This window comes from Planococcus maritimus (genome assembly GCF_001592825.1).
Lineage (GTDB): Bacteria > Bacillota > Bacilli > Bacillales_A > Planococcaceae > Planococcus > Planococcus maritimus_C.
Genome location: NZ_LTZG01000060.1, coordinates 1 through 350, shown reverse-complemented (window position 1 = coordinate 350; position 350 = coordinate 1). Strand labels below are relative to the sequence as shown.

At 52.6% G+C, this 350-nt stretch carries 2 pseudogenes; one reads left to right on the top strand and one right to left on the bottom strand.

Annotation, left to right across the window (positions count from 1 at the left end):
* Positions 1–50 precede the first annotated feature (50 nt).
* Positions 51–182: pseudogene (locus AY633_RS16850) on the bottom strand (dihydroorotate dehydrogenase catalytic subunit); the annotation flags it as partial.
* Here AY633_RS16850 and AY633_RS16415 point away from each other — a divergent pair.
* Positions 172–288, top strand: a pseudogene (locus AY633_RS16415) (dihydroorotate dehydrogenase catalytic subunit); the annotation flags it as partial. The pseudogenes AY633_RS16850 and AY633_RS16415 overlap by 11 nt on opposite strands.
* Between the last annotated feature and the right edge of the window lie 62 nt (positions 289–350).

Genomic DNA, 350 nt, shown 5'->3' with positions numbered 1-350 from the left:
CGTTATGGCACATGCTGCTACCCAAATCTCGCCTCTTTCCCTCCACGACGCTCTTTCGATCTTTTTTCAAGTCCGGTATTTTGCAGACCAATCGCATTGAGCATGCCGGATGAAGTTGCCGCCACGCGCGGAGTCGGATTTCCAAGACGCATCTCGGCAGTCGTTGCTTTGATCATGATCAAAGCAACGACTGCCGAGATGCGTCTTGGAAATCCGACTCCGCGCGTGGCGGCAACTTCATCCGGCATGCTCAATGCGATTGGTCTGCAAAATACCGGACTTGAAAAAAGATCGAAAGAGCGTCGTGGAGGGAAAGAGGCGAGATTTGGGTAGCAGCATGTGCCATAACG